Source organism: Paenibacillus glycanilyticus (assembly GCF_051200795.1).
Taxonomy (GTDB): Bacteria; Bacillota; Bacilli; order Paenibacillales; family Paenibacillaceae; genus Pristimantibacillus; species Pristimantibacillus glycanilyticus.
Genome location: NZ_CP195155.1, coordinates 6472755 through 6493126, shown reverse-complemented (window position 1 = coordinate 6493126; position 20372 = coordinate 6472755). Strand labels below are relative to the sequence as shown.

The 20372-nt window shown below is 52.2% G+C and carries 20 protein-coding genes; 18 read left to right on the top strand and 2 right to left on the bottom strand.

From position 1 onward, the window contains the following. Window positions 1–23: 23 nt before the first annotated feature. Entirely contained in the window at window positions 24–641 is a 618-nt protein-coding gene (locus ACR9FF_RS29315) for a TetR/AcrR family transcriptional regulator (RefSeq protein WP_435167571.1), read from the bottom strand. 177 nt (window positions 642–818) lie between these two features. Here ACR9FF_RS29315 and ACR9FF_RS29310 point away from each other — a divergent pair, with 177 nt between their 5' ends. The 8 genes from ACR9FF_RS29310 to ACR9FF_RS29275 all read left to right on the top strand — a co-directional run bounded on the left by ACR9FF_RS29310 (window position 819) and on the right by ACR9FF_RS29275 (window position 9702). Further along, on the top strand, window positions 819–1994 hold the full coding sequence (locus tag ACR9FF_RS29310) for a YhgE/Pip domain-containing protein (RefSeq protein ID WP_435167568.1): 1176 nt from the start codon (window positions 819–821) through the stop codon (window positions 1992–1994). A gap of 244 nt (window positions 1995–2238) precedes the next feature. Beyond that, window positions 2239–2949, top strand: coding sequence for a response regulator transcription factor (locus ACR9FF_RS29305; protein ID WP_127496502.1), 711 nt, complete (start codon window positions 2239–2241; stop codon window positions 2947–2949). Then, window positions 2933–4030 carry an ATP-binding protein gene (locus tag ACR9FF_RS29300; RefSeq protein WP_435167565.1) on the top strand — a complete coding sequence of 366 codons (1098 nt, stop codon included), beginning with the start codon at window positions 2933–2935 and terminating at the stop codon, window positions 4028–4030. Before ACR9FF_RS29305 ends, ACR9FF_RS29300 begins: the two co-directional genes overlap by 17 nt. An 85-nt stretch (window positions 4031–4115) precedes the next feature. Next, window positions 4116–4973, top strand: coding sequence for a M15 family metallopeptidase (locus ACR9FF_RS29295; RefSeq protein ID WP_127496466.1), 858 nt, complete (start codon window positions 4116–4118; stop codon window positions 4971–4973). A 187-nt stretch (window positions 4974–5160) separates the two neighbouring features. After that, window positions 5161–6936 carry an HSP90 family protein gene (locus tag ACR9FF_RS29290; protein ID WP_435167562.1) on the top strand — a complete coding sequence of 592 codons (1776 nt, stop codon included), beginning with the start codon at window positions 5161–5163 and terminating at the stop codon, window positions 6934–6936. Next, entirely contained in the window at window positions 6933–7985 is a 1053-nt protein-coding gene (locus tag ACR9FF_RS29285) for a hypothetical protein (RefSeq protein ID WP_435167559.1), read from the top strand. Before ACR9FF_RS29290 ends, ACR9FF_RS29285 begins: the two co-directional genes overlap by 4 nt. 206 nt (window positions 7986–8191) lie before the next feature. Beyond that, window positions 8192–8773 carry a TetR/AcrR family transcriptional regulator gene (locus ACR9FF_RS29280; protein WP_248756579.1) on the top strand — a complete coding sequence of 194 codons (582 nt, stop codon included), beginning with the start codon at window positions 8192–8194 and terminating at the stop codon, window positions 8771–8773. A gap of 110 nt (window positions 8774–8883) precedes the next feature. After that, window positions 8884–9702 (top strand): SDR family oxidoreductase, encoded by an 819-nt coding sequence (locus tag ACR9FF_RS29275; protein ID WP_435167555.1) that lies wholly within the window; start codon window positions 8884–8886, stop codon window positions 9700–9702. 30 nt (window positions 9703–9732) lie between these two features. Here ACR9FF_RS29275 and ACR9FF_RS29270 read toward each other — a convergent pair whose 3' ends face one another. Further along, window positions 9733–10584, bottom strand: coding sequence for a pentapeptide repeat-containing protein (locus tag ACR9FF_RS29270; RefSeq protein ID WP_435167552.1), 852 nt, complete (start codon window positions 10582–10584; stop codon window positions 9733–9735). A gap of 144 nt (window positions 10585–10728) precedes the next feature. Between ACR9FF_RS29270 and ACR9FF_RS29265 the strand changes: the two genes are divergently transcribed. The 10 genes from ACR9FF_RS29265 (at window position 10729) to ACR9FF_RS29220 (ending at window position 20339) form a co-directional block, all read left to right on the top strand. Further along, window positions 10729–11730: a phosphotransferase gene (locus ACR9FF_RS29265; RefSeq protein WP_435167549.1), complete on the top strand. Its 1002-nt coding sequence runs from the start codon at window positions 10729–10731 to the stop codon at window positions 11728–11730. A gap of 15 nt (window positions 11731–11745) precedes the next feature. Further along, entirely contained in the window at window positions 11746–12453 is a 708-nt protein-coding gene (locus ACR9FF_RS29260) for a hypothetical protein (RefSeq protein WP_435167546.1), read from the top strand. Window positions 12454–12562: 109 nt separating this feature from the next. Further along, window positions 12563–13531: a quinone oxidoreductase family protein gene (locus tag ACR9FF_RS29255; RefSeq protein WP_435172244.1), complete on the top strand. Its 969-nt coding sequence runs from the start codon at window positions 12563–12565 to the stop codon at window positions 13529–13531. 229 nt (window positions 13532–13760) lie between these two features. Then, window positions 13761–14192: a MerR family transcriptional regulator gene (locus ACR9FF_RS29250; protein WP_435167543.1), complete on the top strand. Its 432-nt coding sequence runs from the start codon at window positions 13761–13763 to the stop codon at window positions 14190–14192. Between the two features lie 2 nt (window positions 14193–14194). After that, window positions 14195–15448, top strand: coding sequence for an MFS transporter (locus ACR9FF_RS29245; protein ID WP_435167540.1), 1254 nt, complete (start codon window positions 14195–14197; stop codon window positions 15446–15448). Between the two features lie 152 nt (window positions 15449–15600). Further along, on the top strand, window positions 15601–16230 hold the full coding sequence (locus ACR9FF_RS29240; protein WP_201002738.1) for a YhbD family protein: 630 nt from the start codon (window positions 15601–15603) through the stop codon (window positions 16228–16230). A gap of 19 nt (window positions 16231–16249) precedes the next feature. Then, the gene (locus tag ACR9FF_RS29235; protein WP_435167536.1) at window positions 16250–16924 is read left to right on the top strand and encodes a polymer-forming cytoskeletal protein; all 675 of its coding nucleotides are present in this window, start codon (window positions 16250–16252) and stop codon (window positions 16922–16924) included. A 19-nt stretch (window positions 16925–16943) separates the two neighbouring features. Next, the gene (locus ACR9FF_RS29230; protein WP_435167533.1) at window positions 16944–17681 is read left to right on the top strand and encodes a polymer-forming cytoskeletal protein; all 738 of its coding nucleotides are present in this window, start codon (window positions 16944–16946) and stop codon (window positions 17679–17681) included. A gap of 113 nt (window positions 17682–17794) precedes the next feature. Continuing rightward, the gene (locus ACR9FF_RS29225; RefSeq protein WP_201002732.1) at window positions 17795–18457 is read left to right on the top strand and encodes a TetR/AcrR family transcriptional regulator; all 663 of its coding nucleotides are present in this window, start codon (window positions 17795–17797) and stop codon (window positions 18455–18457) included. Window positions 18458–18482: 25 nt separating this feature from the next. Next, window positions 18483–20339 carry an LTA synthase family protein gene (locus ACR9FF_RS29220; protein WP_435167530.1) on the top strand — a complete coding sequence of 619 codons (1857 nt, stop codon included), beginning with the start codon at window positions 18483–18485 and terminating at the stop codon, window positions 20337–20339. The last annotated feature ends 33 nt before the right edge of the window (window positions 20340–20372 follow it).

Here is a 20372-nt window from a genome sequence, read left to right as displayed (position 1 = left end):
GGGAGTGGAGGCTCTTCTTCTTTTTACGACTTGGCAGGAGGCATTTCTTTTATTCCAAACGAAACCAGCGGGCCAAAGTTCACGATGTTCATCATAATGAAGGCCATCTGCTCCGGCGTTTGATCCAGGTCGCATTCTATCCAATGCATAAGCATGCCGAAATGCGCGGAGGTCATATAAGCAACAACGTAATCCCGACGAATCTTAAGATTAGCGGCCTCGGGAATATCGATCTTCTGGTAAATATGCCGGGCCATGAGCTTGCGGAATTGAATGGCGTAGGAGAGATCCCCCTTAGGACCAAACATCACCTTCAAGAAATCGGCATGCTTCGCAAACTCCTGAAAAATCCGCACCCCAAGCGGGTAAGGCACCCGGCGGTCGGCATATTCCATTGCCGTGCGGAAGTCGAGCTTTTTCACATGCTGTTCGATGCTCTTGAATACGTGATCCTTGAGCTGCTGAAGGACATCGGGCACATCCTTGTAATGCAGATAGAAGGTTCCGCGGTTCAGGTTGGCATGGCTTGTAATATCGGTAACCGTTACATGCTCCACGCCTTTCTCGGCGATAAGAGCCATTAGCGAATCATGGATCTGCTGCTTCGTTTTAGCTTTTCTCCGGTCGATTTTCTCGGACATGAGGGCCTCCCTCTGCGATTTTTGCGGCGATAATGAACACTGCCCCGCCGAAGTGGTGAGTAATAAACAGTAAGGTGAGGAATGATTATTGTGTTTCCTTTGTCTCTCATTATAATTAACAACGTGGTCATTAATCAACACGATGTTCATTTATATAGAGATGGGAGATGGAGATTTATGAATATTTTTAAACAAAAAATGTTATGGCTTGGCGTACTGATCATTACGCTTGTGCTTACGGTGTTTGGACTTGCGATGATGGGTTCCGTGCTTGGTTCGAAACCGCATGATGTGCCGGTGGCTTTGGTCGTGCAGGATGAACCTTTTGATCTTCCAACCGGAGATAAGCTGGCCGTGGGCGAAATTATCAAGCAGCAGCTGACCTCTAATACACAGCTGCCAATCAGCTGGAAGATTGTCGGATCGGAAGAAGAAGCGCGCAAAGGGCTGGACTCGCGCGATTATTACGGCGCGCTTGTGCTGCCGAAGGATTTGAGTGCCGGAGTAGCCTCAACGATGGGTCCTGCGCCTGCTCCTGCAACCGTGCAAATCATAAGTAATGAAGGCATGAACGCGCAGGCGGCAACGGTTGTGAAGCAAGGACTCGGTCAAGTAATGAAGATGGTATCCCTCGAGTTGTCGAAATCGGCGCTTGAGCAGTTATCCCAGCGCTCCGAGCAGATCCCGGCTGCTACGGCAGCGGCACTGCTCGCACCTATTCAAGTGAAGGAAGAAGCCGTTCATCCGGTTGGCGCTAATAACGCAAGCGGCAACGCGCCTGGGCTGCTCACGCAAATTATGTGGATTGGCAGCCTGGTGACGGCAATGATCCTGTTCCTCGCCAGCAATAATGCGAAAAAGGCGGCCGGCCGCCAATGGCCGGCTCACCTGATGCAGCCGGTCATTGGCCTGGTGCTGATCGGCGCCGCTTCCGGCCTGATCGTATGGATGGCTAACGCTTGGTACGGAATGGAGCTTTCGCATGCAGCGGATACATGGCTGTTCTTATGGCTGAGCGGTTCGGCGTTCTACCTGCTGCAATCGATGCTGCTCAACTGGATTGGCTTCCCGGCGATGGCGATTCTCGTCCTGCTCATGTTCTTCTCGATGCCAATTCTGAACATGCCGGTTGAATTCCTGTCGGTTGCGACGCAGAACCTGCTGTACTCGTGGACACCGCTTCGCTTCGTAGCGGGCGGACTTCGGGAAATCATGTACTTCGGCGGGCTGGATGCCGTTAGCTCGAACGCGGCAGTCCTGTGGAGCATTGCGGGCGGATGCCTGGTTCTGCTGCTTGCCGCAGGCGTGAAAAAAGGAAAAGCGGCAGCTTCGCAAACCGCCGCCTCTATATAATGGAAAGTGAAACGCCGTCCCATTTGGGGACGGCGTTTTTATTTTGCCCGTGCCACCGCACTCCCGCTGTAAGACGGAAAAACCGTCTTACAGCGGGATGTGCGTGGGGATGCGGGGCGGAAACAGCCCTCTCCTCGCGGTTTGGAGCCCAAGGTGCAACTACTTCGTGTAATGGCTCGTCCAAGAGGTTACAATAAGAGTTGGAATAAACAAGAAACTGGATAAGGAATGATTTGCAATGGGGATGCAGCGCACAACGATCTTGATTGCGGAGGATGACCCGGATATCGCGGAGCTGATTGCGCTCCATCTGGGCAAGGAGGGCTATCAGCTGCTGAAGGCCGCTGACGGGAGAGAAGCCGTCCGTCTCGTGCAGACGAATACAATCGATCTGGTTATTCTCGACATTATGATGCCGCATATGGACGGCTACGAAGTCGTTCGCGTTATTCGGGAGCAGCAGTACCGGATGCCGATTATTTTCCTAAGCGCCAAGACTTCCGATTTCGATAAAATATCCGGCCTCGTTATGGGCGCCGACGATTATATGACCAAGCCGTTTAACCCGATGGAGCTGCTCGCCAGAGTAAACGCCCAGCTGCGACGCTTCAGGCAGTTGAATCAGCCGGTAGCCGCACCAAGTCATGCGTCTTCTGCGATTGTGGCGGGAGGGCTCACGATTGACCAGGAGCAGCGTACCGTGACCTTGTACAATGACCGGATTGATCTGACTCCGAAGGAGTTCGATATCCTTCACCTGCTGGCCAGCCATCCGAAGAAGGTATTCAGCGCGGAGCATATTTTCCAGCAGGTATGGGGCGAAGCTTATTACGAGAGCGGCGGCAACACGGTAATGGTTCATATCCGGACATTGCGCAAGAAGCTTGGCGAGGACAAGCAGCATCAGCAATGGATCAAGACGGTCTGGGGGGTAGGCTATGCCTTCCAAGGCTAAAAAATTACGCAGCTTCCGCACCCGCATGATCGAGCTGTTCGTCATGAGCCTGCTCATCTCGGGAGCGGTGACCTACCTGATCTACAGGCTGCTGAAATCTTACTATAATCAGCGAATCCGTTACGCGGACGATCCGATCGTTCAGGCCCGCAGCTGGCTTAACGATATTGGCGATTTGAATTTTTTCCTGATTTTCTTCCTGCCGTTATCGTTCTTCTTCTTTTATTTGTTCACCAAGCCTTACGTCTCTTATTTCAAGGAAATCTCGACCGGCATTCACCGGCTCGCCAACGGGGATTTTACCGGGCGGGTGCTGGTTCCTTCCGACGATGAGTTTGGCGTTATTGCTGGAGACCTGAACCTGGCGGGCGAGATGCTGCAAAAGGCGGTGGAGCGTGGAGATTTCGCCGAGAGCAGCAAGGATCAGCTCGTCCTTAATCTCGCGCATGATCTGCGAACGCCTCTCACCTCCGTGCTTGGCTATCTGGACTTTATTTTGCGCGACGAGCAGCTCTCTCTGGAACAGGTCCGGCATTTTGCCGCTATCGCGTTTAACAAGTCGCAGCGGCTGGAGCGGCTGGTGGACGAGCTGTTCGAGGTTACCCGGATGAATTACGGCATGCTGACGCTGGACAAGAAGCAGATTGACTTGTCCGAGCTTCTGATGCAGCTGAGCGAAGAGCTTTACCCGGTGTTTGTGAAGAGCCGTCTGACGGCAAGGCTGGACCTTCCTCCCCATCTCGTGATGGAGGCGGACGGCGAGCTGCTGGCCCGGGTATTTGAAAATTTGTTGACCAATGCCGACCGTTACGGTCAGGATGGCGAATATGTCGACATCAAGGGAAGAACCGAGAACGGTCATGCCATTCTGGAGGTTATCAATTACGGCGATTCGATCAAGCCGGAGGATCTGCCGCATCTGTTCGACATGTTCTACACCGGCGACCGCGCCCGTTCTCCCGAAGGAAGCACGGGGCTAGGGCTGTTTATCGTCAAAAATATCGTCGAGCAGCATCAAGGCACCATAACGGCCGAGAGCAGCACGATCCGTACCGTATTTACGGTTAAGCTGCCGATTTAAGAAAAACTTTAACTTTTACCCCACTTCTTTTTAAATTGTGTCCTATATCCTTAGTTGCATGAACAAAGCAAAGGGGAATGGGGCCATGAGGAAGTGGGTTTTTGCGTTTATCCTTGTCATCCTGTTAAGTTACGGGATCTCGCAGCTTAATGTAAAAAGCGCCGGGGAAGACAAGGTTGATATAGAAAACGGGTCGCTGCCGCAGCAAGACAGCAAGATGATAACCGTAAGCAAGGAGCAGATGTATAAGGGGGATCTGCTCCTTGTGAATAACGACTATGCTCTGCATCCGGAAGGAATACGCTCGGATATCGTCTCGCTATCGGATCGCCCGGATCTGGTGCAAGGCTACGGCCTGCTAGATCCGTCGATTCAGCTGTCCGAGTCGGTGGCAAAGGACTTTGGCGAGATGGTGGAAGGAGCGAAAAAAGACGGTGTGGAGCATTTTCTCATCAGCAGCGGCTACCGCGACGCGGAAAAGCAAGACCAGCTGTACCGCGATATGGGGCATGACTATGCGCTTCCTGCTTACCACAGCGAGCATAATCTCGGCTTATCGCTGGATATCGGTTCAACCACTGCAAAGATGGACGAAGCCGAGGAAGGCAAATGGCTGAAAAAGCACGCGTGGGAATACGGGTTTATTTTGCGGTATCCGAAAGGGAAAGAAGATATCACGGGCATTCAATATGAACCTTGGCATTTCCGTTACGTCGGGAAAGCGCATAGCGCCATCATGTATAAGCAGGATCTGACGCTGGAGCAGTATCTGGACAAGCTGAAGCAAACGAAGGCCATGTCAATCACGGCAGGCGGTCAAAAATATACCGTCGCCTACTACCCGATGGTCGGAAGCGGCGCCACCGTTCAAGTGCGGAACGGCAAGCCGTACGAGGTATCCGGCAACAATTACGACGGCGTAATCGTAACGATGTACGCCTAGATAAAGTTATTGTAAAGCGCGCCGAAGGCGCAACTGTAGAACGGGAAAAACCGTATTTACAGTTGCGCTTTGGCGCGCTTCTTTTTTTATACTTATAAGTGCCCTTGTTCCTGACGATATTCATACTGTACTGTTGGCTTATAGTAGGAAAACGAGAAATGAACCGTGGGGTGAGAGTTTGGGCAATATGAATTTTCAAGTGAATCTGCAGGGCATTATTGATCTCTTATCGAATCATTTGTATTCCGATCCGGGCGTATTCGTCCGCGAGCTGCTTCAGAATGCGGTGGATGCGGTGACGGCGAGAAAGAGACTTGGACATATAACGGAGGGGAAGGTAGCGGTAGAGCTATTCCCGTCCTCGCATACAATCTCTTTCATGGATAACGGCATCGGTCTTACGGAATCGGAAATCGAACAGTTTCTGGCGCGGATCGGAAGCACAACAAAAAAGGCGGATCAGGATTCGGCGGACGATTATATCGGCCAGTTCGGCGTTGGCCTTCTGTCCTGCTTCGTCATCAGCGACGAGATTGTGCTCATTACCCGGTCCGCCCTCGAGGGAGATTCGCTGGAATGGCGCGGCAAGCCGGATGGCACCTATGTCACGAAAAAGCTGAAGAGAACCGTTCCGATCGGAACGACGGTGTATCTGAAGCTGAAGCCGGAATACGAGGAATACGCCGAGTGGTACAAGATGTACCAGCAGCTCGAGCGGTTCGGTAAATATTTGGAGACGCCAATCGTGCTGACGGAGGACAAGGACAGCCGGCAAATCAACGATACGACTCCTCCTTGGCGCATGGGTAAAGCAGAAGCGATCTCCTATATCGAGGACAGCGAGTACGAGAAGCCGATGGATATTATTCCTCTGAAGTCTCTGATCGGAGACACGGAAGGAATTGCTTATATATTGCCTTATTCCGTCAGCCTGCAGGACGAGAAACGCCACAAGGCGTATCTGAAGCGCGTCCTGCTGTCGGACAAAATGAACAATATGCTGCCATCGTGGGCCTTTTTCGTCAATGGCATCATTAACACAAACAGCCTCCGGCCAACGGCATCGAGGGAGTCCTTCCAGGAAAACGACCTTTTCTACGCGGTGCGGGATGAGCTTGGCGTCTGCATCAAGCGTTATCTGATCGAACTCGCCGACAAAGATCCGGAGTTGTTCGCACGGATTGTCCTTATTCATTATGCCTCGCTTAAAACGATGGCTGCCGAGGACGATGAGCTGTATGAGCTGTTTATCCTGCATTTAAGCTTCGAAACGTCCTACGGCGACTTGAAGATGGCCGATATTTTGCGCAATCACCGTCATATTATGGTGACTTCCAGCTTTGACGAGTTCAGGCAGGTAGCCCGCGTGGCGAAGGCCCAGAACATGATGGTCATCAACGGAGGTTACGTCCATGATCTGGAGCTGATTCGAAAGCTTCCTTCCATTGACGAACAGGTGCAGGTCAGCGTGCTCGATATTCTGAGCTTCTCCAGCCGGTTCGAATCGCTTGGTCGGAGCGAGCGGGATGAAGTGCAGCCTTTTCTCGACCTGGCGGACCGGCTGCTAGCGCCTTATCAATGCCGTTCGCTGATCAAATGGTTCGAGCCTGCGGACATTCCCGTCCTCTTCAACATTAATCAGGAGGTCAACTTCTTCAAGATGATGGAGGAAAGCGAAGAGCAGGCGAACGCGTTGTTTGCCGAGGTTGTTCACGTGATCAAGGACGAGTTGTACGAGAAGCCTTACGCAAGGCTGTGCTTCAACTACAATAACCCGATTGTCCGCAAGGCTATCGCATCCGGAGATCTTAAGCTCCAGCAGAACAGCATCGAGCTGTTATATACGCAGGCTCTGCTAATGGGGAACCACCCGCTGAGCAGCGAGGAGCTGAGGCTGATGAACGAGTCGCTGCTCCAATTCATGAATATGGGCCTTGACCGGAACGCCGAGGTCGGCCGATGAAGAACCGTTTTCAGGAGCTGAGGCGCTCGACATGGTCCATGCCGGACGGCAAGCAGAAGCTGGCCGTTCTGGAGGAGATGATTCGCGTCGCCGACCGGTATATGACGGAAGAAGAGGCTTATCACGCGAGAATGGACTACTCCAATGCGGCACCGGAATGCGGTTGTCCGGAGCGGATGCTGGTCTCCTTCTCCTGGTGCTTGTCCAAATTCGAGAAGAATCCGGGCGCGTATTCGAACTTTTATATCATGTGGCATTATAAATGGGTGCTCGGTTACGTGTGGCGGATACCGGAATTAAGCCTGGAGCAGATTGAGCGGATTTACGAGGATTTTAAGGAGAAATGCATCGCTTACGGCTATAGTCTCCGGGTTTACTACCAGAAGCGGGTTAGTCTCATGCTATGGCAGGGGAAGCTTGACGAAGCGGCAGATTACTACAAGAGCTGGAGAGCGGCGAAGCGGGATTCGTTGTCGGACTGCAGCGCCTGCGAGCAGAACATGTTCGGCAGCTATCATTTTGCGATTAATCATCATAAAAAAGGGCTCCAATCGCTGAAGCCTATCCTTGATGGCAAGCTGTCCTGCCGATCGATCCCGGAGAGCACGTACAGCGAAATGATGATGCCGCTGCTTAAGCTTGGGGAATACGACCGGGCATTGGAGACCGCGAAAAAGGCCTACCGTGCCCTTAAAGGGCCGTCCTATCTGGAGGAATACGGCACCTTCCTGCAGTTTTTCACCGTAACGGATATGCCAAAGGCCGTTAAGCTGTATGAGCAGACGATCCGGCTAGGTCTAGGCAGCAAGGTTGGATGGGACCGGCTGCAATATATGCTGTCCGTCCGTATTTTCCTGAAGGAATGGAGCAAGGGCAAACGGAGGAAAAAGCTTGCCGAGGCGGAGACCGTCACTTTAGCCTGGCTGGATGAAGAGATCGAGCGTCTGGCTCAGGCGTTTAACCGCCGTAACGGCAATACCTTCGTAGAGGACTTGGTGCGGGAGAAAGAAAAAATGGCTGCACGCCTGCAGGCCGCTTACGGAACATGAGAATAGGCTGCTCCCAAGCCGAAATGGCTTAGGGCAGCCGCCTTTTTTTGTCGCGGGCTCTAACGATACGTTCGTTAGAGCTTGAGTAATTGCCGGAAAGCTAGGCATACTACTCCTTACCAGTTGACAGCGGCAGCCGCAAGGTACATAATTGCACTAGAATGAACGTTCTATCTAGTGGATCTTAACTTGTTGGAGGAAGCAACATGTTCGAACAATACAACAAAGTGCAGAAAGCCGTGCTTGAGACGACGCTGCAGATCATTATCCGCAAAGAGCTTCAAGCTACTTCGATGGCGCTTATCGCCAAGGAGTCTAAAGTATCGACGGGCAGCATTTATCATTACTTCAGCAGCAAGGAAGAAATTATTAACGAGCTGTACACGGCTATCGTTGCGTATAACGGCCAATTCGTCCAGGAAGGCTTGAACCGGGAAGGAACGATCCGGGAGCGGTTCATCTGGGGCTGGGAACGCGTAATCGAGACCAGCCGGCAGTATCCGGAGGGCTTCCAGTTCATCGAGCAGTACTCCTTCTCGCCGTATATTTACGAAGAGGTGAAGCAAAAAGCCTACAACGGCGGCTGGTGCGCGCCGATGAACAAGCTTTACGCGGAGGCTATGGAGCAAGGACTGTTCCGGGAAATGGACCCCAAGCTGCTTGTTCAGATGCATTACGGCTCCATGGTCTACATGGTGAAAAGTTATTTGCAGGGCAATTCGGATTTAACCGAAGCCGGGATTCGGCAGGCGATAGAAATATGCTGGCAGGGAGCAATTAGAGGATAGCGCGATCAATGACGAGCACGCTTCCGCTGTCGCGGTCTTCCATGGCCGGCTTCTGAATTCACTAGAATGAACGTTCGATCTAAAACTAAAAATTAGAGGAGAGAATCATAATGAATAAAACGATTTTGATTACGGGAACAAGCAGCGGATTAGGCAAGCTGACAGCGATTCATTTTGCCAAGCTGGGCTGGAATGTGGCGGCTACGATGCGTACGCCGGAGAACGAGACGGAGCTGACGCAGTACAGCAATGTGAAGCTGTTTAAGCTGGATGTTACGGATGTGGAGCAGGTCCGGACTGCGGTAGCCGATGCGATTAAAGCTTTTGGACGGATTGACGTTGTCATCAATAACGCCGGCGTTGGCGCTTATGGCGCCTTGGAGCTGGCGAAGGAAGAGACAATCGACTGGCAGTTCGGCGTTAACGTGCGTGGGCCCATTAACGTCATCCGCGCAATGCTCCCGCATTTTCGCGCGAATAAGTCGGGGATGTTCATTACGATCAGCTCGTTTATGGGCGTAACGACAGCCGTGCCGACGGGTTCTTTATATAACATGTCCAAGTTTGCCCTGGAAGGCTTAATCGAAGGCTTGTATTACGAGCTGAAGCCGCTTGGGATTGAGCTGAGACTGGTGGAGCAGGGCGGTTCGTCGGGCAATAACTTTGTGAACAAGATCGCCTGGGGCCACAGCGAAGAGATTACCGATTATGACGACATTACCGCGAAAGTAAAAGGGATGATGGCTAAATCTTCCGAAGGCGAGCTGGATGATCCGCAGACGATTGTGGATGCCATCGCCCGTCTGGCCTTGGGAGAAAGCAAGCAGTTCCGCACATTGGTCGGAGAAGCTGCCCATCAATTGACGGAAATGAGAAAATCGTTGCCGATTGAGGAATATTTGGAACGGATTGCAGCGCAATATCAATAATGCGGTGCAGGGAGAAAAGCCGGTCTCGTCTTAGGACGTGGCCGGCTTTTTGCCGCTCCAATGGTCGGGGCGGCTAAGCGCGGGCGGAAGCTTGGTGTCCGCATTGCCCTTTGCCGCTTGGAGCTGAACTTGGGTGAGGAACAGGCTTTCGCTTAAGTCTGCCCCGCTCAGGTCGGTATCCCGCATATCGGCGCCAATCAGATCGGCATGGCGAAGGTCGGCCCCGCGGAGATCGGCCGCGATGAGATACGACCCGCGCAAATTAGCGCCGCGAAGATCGGCGTTCTGCAGCTTGGCGCCCATAAGGTCGGCACCGCGTCCGACCGGTTTTTTTCTTCGGGTATCGGTCTTGGCTTTTGGCGCTTTAGCCCGTACGACCTCGCTTGTCTTCAGCAGCAGGGTATTCACTTCGGCCCGGTGAGCGGCAAAATCCAGCTTGAGCAAAGCTTCCGCATCCAAGCCGGTAAGGCGTTCCGTTTCTTCCCATGCGGCACGCAGCTCCGATCGAAGCGGCTGGGCAGCTGGATTCTCAAGCGCTTCGGCTAAATACCAGAGCAGCTCCTGCAAATGCCACATCACGGGAAAGACCTCGTACATAAGGTTTGCTCCTTGGGGCTCTTCCCGCCAGCTGCGCCCGCCGAAGGTATGCTGCGACAGCTTCTGCCCGGCTCCAAAGCAGTCGTACACCGTACAGCCCCGGAAGCCCTGCTGACGAAGGTTGGCATGAATGCCGCAGCGGTAATCGTTCCGCAGATTGCGGCAGGGTTGTCCGCTTTGTTTATCTATGGCAAAGTCCGCCGAAGCGGCAAAAGGGAGCGCAACGCAGCATAATCCAAAGCAATTGTCGCAATCCCCGCGAAGGTGCTTGCGGTCAGGGATCATTTTATTCCCTCCTTGTAGGGTCTACTCTTACTATCTTAACGGATGGAGGGCGTGATAGAAACGGATAAAACAATTAAATTCCTTTATGTGGAAGTGATGCTCGTTTATGATAGAGATACTGAAATAGGGAAGGGGACCGATGAAATGACCAATCAGCCGATGGCTGTCAGCTCGGTGCTGGCGCCCGACTATTTGATGAACGGCCTTAGCGGGCAGTATGAGCTTGGCCCGTGGGCCCAATGCGTGTATTGGCTCCGCGGCTTGAATGATACCTATCGCGTGCAAACCGAAAAGGGAACCTATATATTAAGAATCTACCGGCAGGAGATTGGGAAGAAAGAAGCCGCGTATGAGATGGAGCTTCTTGGTCAATTGGAAGAGCTGCTGGCGGGATCGGAAGCTTCGATAGCACGGCCGGTTAGAAAGGCGGACGGCACCCGCTATTCGGTTATTGCCGCGCCGGAAGGGGAGAGGATCGCCGTTCTTTTCGAGTATGTGGAAGGCGTTGAGAACCGTCTGCAGGACGAGGAGAGCTGTTACGCATTTGGGCAATCGGCCGCGCAGCTCCATCTGGCGATGGATCGGGTCAGGCTTGAGCTTCCGCGCCGGGAGCTGAATACGGAGTTTTTGGTGGAGGAATCCTTGCAGCGCATTATTCGCCATATAGGCAAGGAGCATCCGGCGGCGGTATTTCTCCGCGAGTATGCCGATGCCCTGCAGGATAGAGTTGCTTCCGCCGCAGCGGACGGGCTGGATTGGGGCATCTGCCACGGCGATATGCATGGCAACAATAATGCCGTTGAGACGGGCGGTCGCTACACCCATTTTGACTTTGAGTGGTCGGCGCCCGGCTGGCGGGCGTACGATCTTGCCCAAGTTCGGAGCAGAAAGCGGCAATCCGCCGATAACAAGGAGCAGCTGTGGCAGGCCTTGCTGGCCGGATACCGCAGCGTAAGGTCTTTTTCCGAAAAGGATGAGCAGGCAGTGGAGCTGTTTGTGCTTGTCCGGCGTTTTTGGATCATGAGCCTTGATGTTCTCTTCGTCCCGACCCAGTCCGGCGCGCTTGATTACGGCGAGGACTGGCTGAATGAATTCCTGGAGGAATTCCGCTCGGCGGGATTGGTTCAGCATGCTTCGCACACATAAAGCAAGGAGGCAATCATGTATCCGAAAATACGAACGGGCAGACAAATATGGCTCATGAGAACGGCAATTGCTATAGCGGTATGTTTGGTTTTATTTATTGGATTTGTGTATGCTTATGACCGGCCTGGCGGTATCGCGGATTGGAGACTCTCGCGTGAGGCGGGATACCCGGGAACGGTAAAGATCCCGCTCGGGGAGACTCCAGAAGATGCGGTATTGAAGTTCAGAGGCATGCCTGAATATCAAGTCCTACTTCAAGAAAAGTTTAACAGGGGAGTACTGGTTTTTACTAAACGGAACGAGCAGAGTGATAGCAACAACAATCTGGGTATCGATTTCGTTCGTAAAACGTGGTTAGGCTGGAAATGGGTTTATGGCGCAAATTATGGTCTTTCCGTTTCTTCTGATCAGAATGAAGCTTTAGACTTCATGAGTATACCGAAGTATAAAGGGATAAATGGCCCGTTCCCGATAATTTACGGACAGCTTGCGAATAGCGCTGTAGCTGGCGTCATAGTTACCGTAGGCGGCGAGGCAGCCGGAGAATATAACGCCAAGATCATTAGCGAAGGCGTACAGCAGAGAATCTGGTATGCCCTCCTTCCGGCTGCAGCGGATAAGCCGTACAAGATTGAAGCTCTCAACGGTGAAGGAAAAGCTGTGGCGAGCAAAACCTTTGATGATCCAACCGATTTCGGGAGCATTATGATGGCTACGAAGTAGCTGCGTTGGAATGCGGATGATCGATTTAAATTTGATGAAGATTTAACCTTCAACCGGGGAAGATAAGAGTGATATTAAGCATGTATGCGGAGGCAGCAGGATGAATAGCATGAAGGCATTGGTATTTGAAACGTTTGGCGGGCCGGAGGTGCTCGCGTACAGGGAAATTCCCGCGCCGGAGGTAAAGCCGGGAACCGTATTGGTGCGGCTGAAAGCCGCCGGTCTGAACTACGCCGACATTTACCGCAGGCGGGGCAATTATCATCTGGCGGGGAATCCGCCTTATATTTTGGGTTACGAGGGAGCGGGCTTCGTGGAGGAGGCCGGTCCGGACGCAGGCGGATTGAAGCGGGGCGACCGGATCGCTTTCTGCGATGTACCGCATGCTAATGCGGAGCTGGTGCTGGTACCGGCGGAGAAGGCGATACCGCTTCCGGACGATACCAGCTTCGAGACTGCGGCCGCGGTACTGCTGCAGGGCATGACCGCGCATTACTTGACGCGTGACAGCTATCGCGTACAGACGGGCGACGAAGTGCTTGTCCATGCCGCCGCCGGAGGCGTCGGACAGCTGCTCGTGCAGCTTGCGAAGCGGCAGGGCGCGCGCGTGCTGGGGCTTGTCTCTTCCGAGGCGAAGAGGGAAGCAGCGCTAGCAGCGGGTGCCGACGAAGCGCTGCTCTACGGCAGCAATTGGGCGGATGCGGCGAAGAACTGGTCAACCGGCGGCGAAGGAGTATCGGTTGCGTATGACTCTGTTGGTTCTACGTTAATGGACAGCTTTGCGGCTGTGAGGATAAAAGGGGCGGTTGTTTTCTTCGGCATGGCGGGAGGAGACCCGGCTTTTGTAGACCCGCGAATGCTTATGGATACGTCGAAAACGTTAACGGGCGGGGATCTATGGAATCATGTCACGTCGCGTGAAGACCGCATCCGCCGGGCGGGCGAATTGTTCGGCTGGCTTCGGGACGGTAGTCTGAAGCTGGAGCAGTCCAGAGCTTTTCCGCTTGCGGAAGGCGCGGACGCCCATCGGCTGCTCGAAAGCCGTCAAAGCACGGGTAAGATTATTTTTGTTCCATAACGATCATAACAACTTCCCTAACCAATCGGCTAAGCCGGGGACGCAATCATTAGAGGCGTCTCCGGTTTTTTGTTATGCCTAGCGCGGAATGAGTCCGCGGAGCGAAGGGCATCTTAATTTTATCCCGGAGGAAGATGGCACCAGCTTTGTCATTTTTCCAAAGTTAACGTTGACGTTAACATTAACTTGGGTGTAGAGTAGTTAGCAGAGAGAGTAAAGGAAAGAGGCGATGAAGATCTTTTACAAAATCGAGGATGTTGCGAAAATGGTTGGTTTAACGAAACGCACGCTTCGTTATTATGAAGAGCTGGGCTTGTTGACTCCGCCGGAGCGCAGCGAAGGCGGCTTCCGCTTGTATACCGACTTCCATGTCGAGCGGCTGAAGAAGCTGATTAACGCGCGCGACGTGCTGGGCTTCTCCTTGCAGGAGCTGCAGCAATACGTGGCGATGAGCGAGGAATTCATTAACCAGCGCGATGAAATCCGGCAGACGGAGGACACCGGGCTCCGTCTTCAGAAGATTGACGAGCTTGAGCAGACGGTAGATAAGCAGCTGGAGCTGCTTGACCAGAAGCTGGAGAAGATGAAGAGCATGCGGTCGGAAATTCACCAGCTTAAAGAAAGAATCAACGAAGCCAAAAAGAAATATAAACAGGAGTGAGAATGAGCGTGGCAAATTCATCTCAACCGGCAGTGTCTGCTGCCAATAAACCTTTATCCGTTGAAAAAGGCGGTTTCTTCAATCAGCCCCGGGCGGTCTGGGCCGTCTTTTTCGCAGGCATCATCGCTTTTATGGGGATTGGTCTCGTTGACCCGATCCTGAAGGCTATCGCGGAAGAAATGCATGCATCGCCCAGCGAAGTAAGCTTGCTGTTCACCAGCTACAACGCCGTTATGGCGGTTGCGATGCTGATTACCGGCGTAGTGACCTCAAGGCTGGGAATCAAATGGACGCTTCTTCTTGGCGTCGTCATTATCGCGGTATTCTCGCTGCTTGGCGGGATGTCGAACGATATTTGGGCGCTTGTCGGCTATCGGGCCGGCTGGGGTCTAGGCAATGCGTTTTTCGTAGCAACGGCGTTAACCGCTATCGTATCCTTGTCCAAAAGCGGCGTGACAAAAGCCATCATTCTTTATGAAGCCGCGATTGGCATCGGGATTTCGGTAGGTCCGCTGCTTGGCGGCGAGCTGGGCTCCATTTCATGGAGAGGACCGTTTATCGGCGTTGCCTGTCTTATGGTTATTGCCTTCCTGGCAATTATCTTTATGATGCCCAAAACAGCGGGAGCTCCCAAGGCATCGTCCGCACCGGCGAAGAAAACATCGCTGCTTGATCCGTTCCGGGCTTTGCGGCATCGTCCGCTTGTCGTCTTTGGCCTGACGGCTTGCTTCTATAACTTCGGCTTCTTCACGCTTATGGCTTATGCGCCGTTCGTGATGGGGCTTGGCATCCATGAGCTTGGTTACGTGTTCCTGGGTTGGGGGATTTTGCTGGCCGTTACTTCCGTCTTCATGGCGCCATGGCTGCAGCGCAAATTCGGTACGGTCAAATCGATGGCGGTTATGCTGACGTTGTTTGGTCTTACCTTGCTTGCGATGGCCATCTGGACGGATACTCAATGGGTCATTATCGCCAGCGTTATTTTTGCTGGGGCCTTGCTGGGCAACAATAATACCCTGATTACAACGGGCGTCATGAATGCCGCTCCCGTCGAGCGTTCGACGGCGTCGGCGGCCTACAGCTTCCTCCGGTTTATCGGTGGCGCGATTGCCCCTTATTTCGCCGGCAAGCTGGCGGAATGGTTCAACCCGCATATTCCTTTCTATGTGGGGGCAGGTTTTGTTATCGTTTCGGTCTTGTTCATCTTAGCGAACCATAAGCATGTGAAGCATGTGGACCATGCGGGCGGCCATTAAAAGGATTTCAAAAGCTGTCTGTATGAACCTCGGGAACTGAGGGGAGAGTAAAAAATAAGCCGCTTGCAGAAGCCTAATTTTGCGGGCGGCTTCCTTTTTAACTTAACAACGTAACAATGTTATGTTATATTGAGAGCGAAGGGGGCGGAATGATGGAGGAAGAACTAATATCCAAGAAAGATTTATTGGAGCTTACGGGCATTTCTTACGGGCAGCTGTACCGCTGGAAGCGGAAGAACCTGCTGCCGGAGGAATGGTTTATCCGCAAGTCGGCTTTTACCGGGCAAGAGACCTTTTTTCCAAAGCAGAAGATCCTGGACCGAATCGATAAAATCGTTAACATGAAGGACGATCTTTCCTTGGATGAGCTGGCGGATATGTTCTCGCCGGCCTCAAAGGCCATTTCGATATCGATGAAGGAATTAATAGAACGAAACATTGTTTCACTAAGCGCCTCAAAAGCAGCCGAAACCTATATCGGACAATCGGAAATGTACACGTTTGAGCAGACCTTATGCGTCTACATTTTGGATTACTGCCTGCAGACGGGGGAGATCAGCCTGGACGAGGGCAAAACGATGCTGCCAACCTTCCTCGAGCACTATAAGAAGTTCAAGGAGCAGCAATGCGAGTTGATTCTGCTTCGCAAAATGGGCGTGTCCGTCTTTCTTCTAGTCCCATCCGGAGGCGAAATTCATTTCGAAAGCGGAGTAAAGATCATTCTCCGAGTGGATGTGCCGGCTATGATCGAGCAATTAAAATTGAAGCTAATGGCGATATGACGGAGGTGTGAAACGTACAATGGGAGATAAACAACGAAAAATACTTATTACCGGAATCGGCAGATCCGGGGGCGGAGACGTTCATCTGGCGAAGATTGAGGGAGTTGGCAAGATTGAAGGAGATGTCCGCTGCTATGAATTGTCGATTAACGGCAAGGGCGACGTTCAGGGGCATGTAAGGGCGGTAACGGCTTCTATCAACGGCATGTCTTCAATCCGTGGGGGATTGCATGCCGACAAGCTTAACATTGAAGGCAAAGTAAGCTTTGGCGGACCCGTCACGGGCGAACAGATGCGCATGAACGGCATGGTAACGGTGAAGGGCAGCTGCGAGACCGAGATCTTCGAAGCAAACGGCCGGATGGACATCGATTCGTTGAATGCGAGTCAAATAAAGCTGACGCTGCAGGGAAGCAGTCATATCAACGAGATTGGCGGCGAGAGCATTCATGTCGGCAAGCAGCCCGGCAAAGGGTTCGCCAAATGGCTGCAGTCCGTTCCGGGACCCTTCGCCAACAAGCTGAGCGCGGAAGTCATAGAAGGGGACAACGTCTATCTGGAGTATACGACGGCGGATATCGTGCGCGGGGGAATCGTCCGAATCGGACCGGGCTGTACCATCGGCAGCGTGGAATATAAGCAAAGCCTTGATGTGCATAGCAGCTCCAAAATCATCAAGCATGTCCAAAGATAACGGAAAAGGAGGAGATCTGATGAATCAGCAGGTGGTCGGAAAGGAAATAAGAAACTTAAGAATCACGGGCAGCTCCAGCGTCATGGGCGGTACCTACAACAGCGTCAAAATTGTCGGAGAAGGCATGATTGAAGGAGATACAAGCTGCGCCAAGCTTAGCTGCGTGGGCACGCTGGAGGTAGACGGAACGGTAGCGGCCGACAAAATGAACATTGTGGGTACTTGCGAGGTATCGGGCGGACTTCGCGGGGGAGAGCTCAAGACTTCAGGCACGGTCAGCGTTGGCGGGACTACTCAGCTGCGGGAGCTCAATATAGCGGGCACGATAGAATCGAAGAATCATGTCTACAGTGAGCAAATCAAGCTGAGGGGCATGCTGCACACCTTGGGCGACTGCGAGGCCGAGCAGTTTACGGCGCGGGGCATCTTTGAAATCGGCGGTTTGCTGAATGCGGGCAAGCTCCAAATTCATCTGTACCGGGACTGCAAGGCACATGAGATAGGCGGAGGACATATAATAGTTCGCAAAGCCAAGTGGCTGCATCCGCTCAGCTTCTTTTTCAAACCTTCTTCCAGCGCTAGGTTAACCGTCTCAGTTATGGAAGGAGATCATATCTATTTGGAAAATACGATTGCTGATATAGTAAGAGGGAACCAAGTTGTGATCGGACCCGGCTGCGAGATTGGACTTGTCGAATTCAAGGAACATTTCGAGAAAAGAAAAGACGCCGTCGTAAGAGATAACCGAAAAGTTTAGGCGATTTTGTGATGTTTTGGCAGACCGATTGACATCAACTCGGCCTTGCGCTAAAATTTCGCTGTGCGATCGTTCAGTGAAATTTACGCTTACGAAGTAAGGAGGTGGCGACGATGACTCGCAACATCCGAAAAGAGCAGGCCGCTGAGACACGAGAAAAAATATTGGAAGCAGCAAAATCATTATTTGCGGAAAAAGGATACCATGGCACCCCGGTACGAGAAATTACGAGGAAGATCGGGATGGGAGACGGTATCCTTTATCATTATTTTCCGGGCGGCAAGCGGGAGATTATGGCGGTGCTGCTACGTGAGAGCTTCGAGCACCGCAGAGAAGGAATAAAGCAGATTCCACGGGTTATCAAGGATCTCGACCTGCGGGACGCGATGATCACCATTAAGCGCCGTTTGTACGAACTGTTTACGGAAGACATGGATTTAACCCGGATTTTGTTCCGGGAGAATGACCTGCTGGGCTTCGAGGAAGCCGAGCAATTAACGGCGCTGATTCGCGAGCAGTGCGCCATTTTTGAGAAGTTTCTGAGAGACCGGCACGAGAAAGGCGAGATTCGCGCGCTCGATTTCCGGATAGCGTCGAGACAATTCTTGTCCACGACCTTGCATGCGATTATGAGCAAATCGGTTGGGATACAGCTCCTGAACGAACCGGATGTTTATAAACACATGGAAGAGAATGTGGATTTTACAATAGATCTATGGAGAGCTCCTTCTGCTACAGAGAAAAAGCCGAAGGTTCTTTTGTGCGATTCCCAATGAAATACAATGAAAGGTGATGACTAGGGTGTCTTTAATAACTAGATTTTTAAATAGAAGATTCTATTATTTCGTTATTATCCTGTTGATCAAAAGTATCGTTGCCCGCGATGTCGTCTTCGGCAACGGGTTCTCGTGGCTGACCATTATGACGGAGATTCCGTTCTTTGTCGCGGTATTCTGCCTGATTGAGTTTTTTGCCGGCAAGCGCAAGATGCTTTACTACATGATCGTCAATTTACTGTTTACGGCCTTATATTTCGCCATACTGATGTATTACAAGTATTACGGCATTATCGTCAATACGGATGCGTTAAGCCAAGCCAACAAAATGGCTGAGGTAGGGGAAAGCACCTACTCGCTGATGGATCCTTATTATCTGCTTATCTTCCTTGATATTATCGTTATTTCGGTCGTTCTGATTCTGCCAAGATTCCGGAAAGCACGCCAGGATGCGCAGCTGCGCCCGGTAAGAAGCAAAGCGTGGATGGCGGTATTCGCCCTGTCCGTAGTCGTCTGCCTGGTGAACGTATGGCCGAACCGCGCGAGCATGAACGAGAACAAGCAGGCCGAAGAGATGGGTCTTCTCGATTACGAAGTATACAACATCATTGATAAAATGATGGAGAAAGAGCCGATTACGCCGATCAACCAAATTACGCAGGCCAGGATCGATGAGCTCAAAGGCATTACCGAGCAGGCATCGCCGAAATACTTTGGCGCCGCGAAAGGTAAAAACGTCATTATTCTTCAAATGGAATCGTACCAGGATTTCCTGATCGGCCTGAAAGTTGGCGGCGTTGAAATTACGCCGAACATGAACAAGCTGGTTCAAGAAGCTACGCATTACAAAAACTTCTATACGATGGTCGGCCAAGGCACGACTTCCGACGCGGAGTATGTGGTGAATACATCGCTGTACGTGCCCAAGCATAAAGCAGCGACAGACGTTAACGTCGACAAAGCACTGCCAAGCTTGCCGAAGCTGATGAAAGAGAACGGTTATTATACCGCAACGTTCCATACGAACGCGGTTGAGTTCTGGAATCGTACGGAGCTGTACTCGGCTCTTGGCTGGGATAAATATTACGATCAAGCCTTCTATGGCGACGAAGACCATGTAGCCTTCGGCGCTTCGGACGAAGTGTTGTACTCGAAGACTCTTCCTGAGCTTGCGAAGCTGGATCAGGCGGATAAGCCGTTCTATGCGCAAGTCATCTCGATGAGCGCGCATCACCCTTACAACATTCCGACTTCGAAATATCGGATTGAGCTTCCTGCGGAATTCAAGGATGACAGCCTTGTAACCCGTTATTTGAAAGCACAAAACTATGCGGACTATGCGCTTGGCCAGTTTATCGACGGCCTGAAATCGAGCGGTCTATGGGATGACAGCATCGTCCTCATGTACGGCGACCACCAAGGTCTGCCTCTGTATTCGCTGGACGATAACGAAAAAGCTCTCATGAAAGAAATGCTTGGCACGGATTACGGTCATACCGAAATGTTCAATATCCCTCTTATTATGCACGTTCCGGGCGTAACTCAACCGTCCGTAGTGGATAAAGTGGGCGGTCAGATCGATATTCTGCCAACCGTTGCAAACCTGGTAGGCGCGTCGCTGTCCAATCAGATTCACTTTGGCGAAGATCTTCTGAACCAAAGCTCCGAGCTGATTCCAATGCGTCACTTCCTGCCTAGCGGCTCGGTAATCGACAACGAGAACTTGTTTGTTCCGGGTATCGAATACAAAGACGGCACGAACCACAAAGTGGTCGACGGCACGGAAACGACGGAAGGTGGCGTAACCGAAGACGAGTACAATAGAGCGCTTGAGCTTCTGCACTTGTCGGACAGCTACGTACAGCAGCTTCCTCATAAATAGGATTTAAAGCGAAAGGCAAAGGCCCCCTTAGGA

What these genes read in the sequence shown, in the direction of transcription:
- ACR9FF_RS29315 (WP_435167571.1), bottom strand. Translation starts at nt 641, where the DNA reads ATGTCCGAGAAAATCGACCGGAGAAAAGCTAAAACGAAGCAGCAGATC.
- ACR9FF_RS29310 (WP_435167568.1), top strand. Translation starts at nt 819, where the DNA reads ATGAATATTTTTAAACAAAAAATGTTATGGCTTGGCGTACTGATCATT.
- ACR9FF_RS29305 (WP_127496502.1), top strand. Translation starts at nt 2,239, where the DNA reads ATGCAGCGCACAACGATCTTGATTGCGGAGGATGACCCGGATATCGCG.
- ACR9FF_RS29300 (WP_435167565.1), top strand. Translation starts at nt 2,933, where the DNA reads ATGCCTTCCAAGGCTAAAAAATTACGCAGCTTCCGCACCCGCATGATC.
- ACR9FF_RS29295 (WP_127496466.1), top strand. Translation starts at nt 4,116, where the DNA reads ATGAGGAAGTGGGTTTTTGCGTTTATCCTTGTCATCCTGTTAAGTTAC.
- ACR9FF_RS29290 (WP_435167562.1), top strand. Translation starts at nt 5,161, where the DNA reads ATGAATTTTCAAGTGAATCTGCAGGGCATTATTGATCTCTTATCGAAT.
- ACR9FF_RS29285 (WP_435167559.1), top strand. Translation starts at nt 6,933, where the DNA reads ATGAAGAACCGTTTTCAGGAGCTGAGGCGCTCGACATGGTCCATGCCG.
- ACR9FF_RS29280 (WP_248756579.1), top strand. Translation starts at nt 8,192, where the DNA reads ATGTTCGAACAATACAACAAAGTGCAGAAAGCCGTGCTTGAGACGACG.
- ACR9FF_RS29275 (WP_435167555.1), top strand. Translation starts at nt 8,884, where the DNA reads ATGAATAAAACGATTTTGATTACGGGAACAAGCAGCGGATTAGGCAAG.
- ACR9FF_RS29270 (WP_435167552.1), bottom strand. Translation starts at nt 10,584, where the DNA reads ATGATCCCTGACCGCAAGCACCTTCGCGGGGATTGCGACAATTGCTTT.
- ACR9FF_RS29265 (WP_435167549.1), top strand. Translation starts at nt 10,729, where the DNA reads ATGACCAATCAGCCGATGGCTGTCAGCTCGGTGCTGGCGCCCGACTAT.
- ACR9FF_RS29260 (WP_435167546.1), top strand. Translation starts at nt 11,746, where the DNA reads ATGTATCCGAAAATACGAACGGGCAGACAAATATGGCTCATGAGAACG.
- ACR9FF_RS29255 (WP_435172244.1), top strand. Translation starts at nt 12,563, where the DNA reads ATGAAGGCATTGGTATTTGAAACGTTTGGCGGGCCGGAGGTGCTCGCG.
- ACR9FF_RS29250 (WP_435167543.1), top strand. Translation starts at nt 13,761, where the DNA reads ATGAAGATCTTTTACAAAATCGAGGATGTTGCGAAAATGGTTGGTTTA.
- ACR9FF_RS29245 (WP_435167540.1), top strand. Translation starts at nt 14,195, where the DNA reads ATGAGCGTGGCAAATTCATCTCAACCGGCAGTGTCTGCTGCCAATAAA.
- ACR9FF_RS29240 (WP_201002738.1), top strand. Translation starts at nt 15,601, where the DNA reads ATGGAGGAAGAACTAATATCCAAGAAAGATTTATTGGAGCTTACGGGC.
- ACR9FF_RS29235 (WP_435167536.1), top strand. Translation starts at nt 16,250, where the DNA reads ATGGGAGATAAACAACGAAAAATACTTATTACCGGAATCGGCAGATCC.
- ACR9FF_RS29230 (WP_435167533.1), top strand. Translation starts at nt 16,944, where the DNA reads ATGAATCAGCAGGTGGTCGGAAAGGAAATAAGAAACTTAAGAATCACG.
- ACR9FF_RS29225 (WP_201002732.1), top strand. Translation starts at nt 17,795, where the DNA reads ATGACTCGCAACATCCGAAAAGAGCAGGCCGCTGAGACACGAGAAAAA.